Origin of the sequence: Nonomuraea aridisoli, from assembly GCF_003236395.1 — a bacterium.
In the GTDB taxonomy this organism is placed as follows: domain Bacteria; phylum Actinomycetota; class Actinomycetes; order Streptosporangiales; family Streptosporangiaceae; genus Nonomuraea; species Nonomuraea aridisoli.
Genome location: NZ_POUD01000445.1, coordinates 1 through 4447 on the forward strand (window position 1 = coordinate 1; position 4447 = coordinate 4447).

The following is a 4447-nucleotide window of genomic DNA, read 5'->3' on the forward strand; positions in this document are numbered from 1 at the left end:
GGACGTAGGCGCCTATCCGCTGCTCCGGAGTCGCCAGGTCCTTCAGTCTGGCCAGGCGGGTGGCGTCTACGGTGGGGTCGCCCCAGCAGTTGGCCACGAGCACGTCGGCTCCGGGCTCGCCCGCGGGAAGTGGGGCGAATGCGCCGGTGGCCCAGGGGTCGGGGTTGGCGTGCAGGGTGATGGGGACCGGGGCCGTGTTCCTGGCGGCGGCGATGAGGCGTTGACGGAGTGTGTTCGATAGCGCGACGCGGGTGGCGCGTACCTCGTCCGTCAAGGAGCCCAGGGCCTCCTCGATGGTGCCGGCGGACGGAGCGGCGGCGTTCGTCGGTGCGGCGGTCGTATGCGCGTTGCTCGTGTGTGCGTCGTTTGTATGTGTGGCGGTCGTATGCGGGGCGGAGGTCTTCGGGGGAGATGAGATGCCGTCTAGGGCGGCTTTGACCTGGGCTCTTGTCGCCTCGGGGTAGCGGGGAGCGCAGGCGGCGCAGAAGCACAAGGAGAGGAGGTCGGTGTCCACTGGGGTCCAGTCGGCTCCCGAGGTCTTCTCGTGGACGCTCTGGTGGGCGAAGCCCATGGGGCCGCAAGCCTCCAAGATCAGGCCGTCGGGCTCGGCCAGTTCCAGGACTTCCGTGACCAGGTGTTCGCAGTACTCGATGACGTCCTCGTGGGCCGGGCACAGTGCGTACGGGTACGGGTCGCCGAAGGCGTTGCGGACGACGAGGTCGGAGTTGGCGGCGCCGAGGTGGGAGTTGTGCGTGAGGACGGTCCAGGCGTGCACCTGGAGGCCGGCGGCTTTCAGAGCGTCGCGAGCCTGGAGGTAGGCGTCGGCGGGTGTCCACGTCGGCGCGGCGGGCACCAGGCGGCCCCATGAAGAAGGGCGGATCGGAAGGTAGACGGCCGGATATGGAACGTCCAGCACGCGGTGAGCCGGATGGTACGGGGTCGCCGCCCGGGTCGAGTGGTAGCTCGCCGCCAGGGCGACCGCCTGCACACCCAGATCGGCCAGGCGGGCCGGGGCAGTGGGGTCGCCGACCACGTCCCAGGGATAGAGGTAGGCGATGTTCACCAGCGGGGTCTCCTAGCCGAGAAGGAAGGATCGAAGCGTTGCATGTAGGACGTGTCGTCGCGGGCCCTGATCCCGCACGTCTCGTACTGCTCGTGCATGACGGCCAGCGCGTCCCGGTCCAGTTCCACGCCGAGACCGGGGCCGGTGGGCACCGCCACGGCGCCGTCGAGGAAACGAAGGGCGCCCGGCAGGACCACGTCCTGGCCGTCCTGCCACGGCGTGTGGGTGTCGCAGGCGAACGTGAGGTTCGGCGTGGCGGCGGCCAGGTGCGTCATGGCGGCCAGGCTGATCCCGAGATGGGAGTTGGAGTGCATCGACATGGCCAGACCGAAGGTGTCGCACATGGCGGCGATGTGCGAGGAGCGTGTGAGCCCACCCCAGTAATGGTGGTCCAGGAGGAGCACACCGATCGCGTGGGAGGCCGTCGCGGGTGGGAAGTGCTCGGACGCGACCACGCACATGTTCGTGGCCAGGGGCATCGGCACGGCCGCCGCCACCTCGGCCATGCCCGGGATGCCGGCGGTCGGGTCCTCCAGATACTGCAGGACGCCGTCGAGCTCGCGGCCCACCCTGATCGAGGTCTCCACGGTCCACGCCGCGTTGGGGTCGAGGCGCAGCGGCATCTCGGGGAACGCCTCGTGCAGAGCGCGAATGGCGGCGATCTCCACATCCGGAGGAAAGACGCCGCCCTTGAGCTTGATGGAGGCGAATCCGTACTCCTCGATGAGGAGTTTGGCCTGTGCGACGATTCCGGCTTCGTCCAGGGCGGCACCGAACCTGTCAGGCTCCTCGCCGGGGTGGCCGGCCCATTTGTAGAAGAGGTACGCGCTGTAGGGGACGGAGTCGCGGACTTTACCGCCCAACAGGTCCGAGACGGGCACGCCGGCTGCCTTGCCGCGAATGTCCAGGCAGGCCACCTCGAATGCGGAGAAGACCCGGTCGACGCTCTTTTCCTTGGTGGTACCGCTCCGACGTCCGGTGCCGACGATCGTGTCGATCCGGGCGTACATCGTGTTGAGAGCGTGGACGTCGAGGCCGACCAGTGCCTTCGCGCATTCCCTCACCCGGCCCAGATGGTGGAGATCGCCGTAGGTCTCGCCCAATCCGGTCAGTCCATCGTCGGTGACGACCTCGACAATGGTCCGGAGGGCCCAGGGTTCGTGGACGCCGGAGGCGTTCAAAAGGGGCGGATCCCGGAAAGCTACTGGCGTGACATGGACCTGCTGAATGATCAACGCGATCGCCGTCCATATATGTGAACAGTGGCCAGATTTGTGGACAAGTTGCCGCAACTGTAAGAATCAGGTTGAAGAAGTGTCAAGACTCCGAAGGGCCATTCGATGATCTACGGACACGACCCCAGGACCGGCGCGACCGTGGGCGCAGGCCTGCCCGAGACCGACAGTGCCGGGGTCGACTCGATCGTCTCCGCCGCAGCCTCCGCCGGGGCGGCCTGGCGCGCAATGCCGGCGGCCGAGCGGGCCGTCGCGCTCGAGGCCGTCGCCGACGCCCTCACCGCGCACGTGGACGAACTGTGGCAGCTCGCCGACCAGGAGACGGCTCTCGGTGAGGGGCGGCTGCGCGGCGAGGTGGCGCGTGCGGCCGGGCAATTCCGGCTCTTCGCCGAAGTGATCAGGGACGGCGGTTACCTCGAGGCGATCATCGATCATGCGGACGCTTCCCTGGCGCCGCCCCGGCCGGACGTACGCCGGATGAAGCGCCCGCTGCAGGGTGTCGTGGCCGTGTTCGCGGCGAGCAACTTCCCGTTCGCGTTCTCGGTGGCCGGGGGCGACACCGCCTCCGCGCTGGCCGCGGGCTGCCCGGTGGTCGTGAAGGCGCATCCCGGACACCCGAACACGTCCGAGCGGGTGGCCAAGATCCTGCAGGAGGCGCTGCCGTATCCGGAGCTGCTCGGTTTGGTGCAGGGCATGCAGGCCGGTGTTGATCTGGTGCAGCACCCCGCGGTGGTCGCGGCCGGGTTCACCGGGTCCGTGGCCGGGGGCAAGGCGATCCAGAAGCTGATCGACGAGCGCGAGGTGCCGATCCCGTTCTTCGGCGAGCTCGGAAGCGTCAACCCGGTGGTCGTGCTCCCGTCGGCGCCGGCCAAGGAGGTCGCTGCGGGGTTCGCCGGGTCGCTGACACTCGGAGTGGGGCAGTTCTGCACGAATCCCGGGCTCATGTTCGTGCCTGAGGACGACGAACTGCGTAAGGCGATCGTGGAGGCCGTCGAAGGCACGGCCGGTGGTCCCATGCTGGCCGAGCGCATCAGGGACGGCTACGTCGGCGGCGTGGAGCGGCTGGGCGAGCTGCAGCTGCTGGCCGAGGGCAAGGCGGGTGAGGGGCACTGGGCGGTCACGCCCAAGGTCTTCACCGCCGATCTCGGTACGTTCGCGGAGAAGCTGCCACACATCGCCGATGAGTGCTTCGGGCCGGCGTCGATCGTGGTGACCTACCGCGACGTCTCGGAGCTGCCGTCGGTGCTGGACCGGCTCGAAGGCTCGCTGACCGCGACCATCCACAGCAGCCAGCCGGACGAGGCCGCCGGCGTCGCCGAGGTGCTGACCAAGAAGGCCGGGCGGGTCATCTGGAACGGCTGGCCGACGGGGGTCGCCGTGTGCTGGGCCATGCACCACGGTGGTCCTTGGCCGTCCTCCACCTCGACCTTCACCTCCGTCGGGGCCACGGCCATCGACCGGTGGCTCGCGCCCACGGCGTACCAGGACTGGCCGGACGCCCTGCTGCCGGACGAGCTGAAGGAGGACAACCCGCTGTCGATCCCGCGCAGGGTCGACGGTCGCTTGGCCCTCTGAAACCGGATCCTCCGAGGCAGGTCGTCTGCGGGCGATCTCTGAAGGTGGTCGTCGACATGAGACCGGCCGAGCGCTGAGCGCGCTGGCCGCCCTTGGTCTGCCGGGGGCGTCGTCGTGCCGGCGCGCGGCCCTGCGCACATTGATTCCACGGCCACCGGGGTCGTGGGCCATCGGAAATCGTCGCGGTTCTCGGTGGTCCTCGATCCCGGTGGCTTCCGTGGCGGGACGGTGTCTTCCAGCGTGCACGGTGTCTTCCGGCGTGCATGGTTTGAGCCGGGTGTGCGTCCACGTGTGGGCGGTGCAGACAGGAATCGACGGCCGTAGTCGATGCCCTGGTGCTTTGGCTGCGTTCGGGTTCGCATGATCCTTCGTCGCAGTGGTTGCTGTGGAGGGCGTTGGGGGTGGCGCTGGGGTTCGGGTTGCGAGCAAGCACTGGGCGATCTGCGGTGCGGGTAACAGTGGGGCGCCCTAGGTTGGAGCGGCCTATGGGGCGTCCGGTTGGGGGTGGTGCTGGGGCCCTGGATGGCCAGTAATCGCTGGGGCGATCTGCGGTGGGGTTAGCAGGCACCTGCTG

3 protein-coding genes are annotated in these 4447 nt (G+C 68.9%); 1 reads left to right on the forward strand and 2 read right to left on the reverse strand.

What is annotated here, in order from left to right; translation table 11 throughout:
* The coding region (locus C1J01_RS46425; protein WP_111185377.1) for a hypothetical protein at window positions 1–1063 on the reverse strand (1063 nt) is incomplete at its 3' end.
* Entirely contained in the window at window positions 1060–2355 is a 1296-nt protein-coding gene (locus C1J01_RS46430; protein ID WP_235855130.1) for a glucarate dehydratase family protein, read from the reverse strand. The genes C1J01_RS46430 and C1J01_RS46425, both read right to left, overlap by 4 nt.
* Window positions 2356–2403: 48 nt before the next feature.
* Here C1J01_RS46430 and C1J01_RS46435 point away from each other — a divergent pair, with 48 nt between their 5' ends.
* Entirely contained in the window at window positions 2404–3873 is a 1470-nt protein-coding gene (locus C1J01_RS46435; protein WP_111185379.1) for an aldehyde dehydrogenase (NADP(+)), read from the forward strand.
* Window positions 3874–4447 lie beyond the last annotated feature (574 nt).